Origin of the sequence: Lysinibacillus sp. UGB7, from assembly GCF_049058285.1 — a bacterium.
GTDB lineage: Bacteria > Bacillota > Bacilli > Bacillales_A > Planococcaceae > Lysinibacillus > Lysinibacillus sphaericus_B.
The window spans coordinates 1-568 of record NZ_JBMGUV010000113.1; the positions used below are offsets into that span (position 1 = coordinate 1).

A 568-nucleotide genomic window follows, 5' to 3' on the forward strand; every position below is an offset into this window, starting at 1 on the left:
AATTGTTGAACAACATAGCTGAAAAATGATCAGACTTTTTTATAAAAATCTCATACTTATCTAAAAAGAGTAACTCCATTTTGATCAATCTTTTTTCAAAATGGAGTTTTTGAAGTTGCTATTAGATAAGGATTGAGGGATATTTTTTAATCAATCTTTATTCCGAAGCTACAATTGTAATATTAAATACGGCTAAAATGAACGGGGATGTAAAACTTTTGGCAAATGCGTCAGGTACTGTGACGGCTAAGCCATATTATAATTTTCCTCAATATCCTAATATAGATTTTTACGATAATATGAAATTGAATGAAATTGCAGGGGTGGTTTCACAAGAGAATTTAAAAAATATTTCTCCTAATTCAGATGGGGAAACAATTAATTTAATAGGATCTGGTAAGTATGAAGCAAAATATGGAACTACATCTTCCGTCACGGTAAACCCTGTGAATACAAAAGGGAAAGTAGCAGATGAAGGGTACACATATAATGTGAATCGGCTACACTAAGTTGGACATAAAAAATAAGGGCTAGTACACTTAGACTACCAATTTAAAGGAGCGTGCTT

At 31.9% G+C, this 568-nt stretch carries 1 protein-coding gene; it reads left to right on the forward strand.

From position 1 onward, the window contains the following. The first annotated feature begins 179 nt into the window (after positions 1-179). Positions 180-509, forward strand: coding sequence for an ETX/MTX2 family pore-forming toxin (locus tag ACOMCU_RS28280; RefSeq protein ID WP_421052316.1), 330 nt, complete (start codon positions 180-182; stop codon positions 507-509). The last annotated feature ends 59 nt before the right edge of the window (positions 510-568 follow it).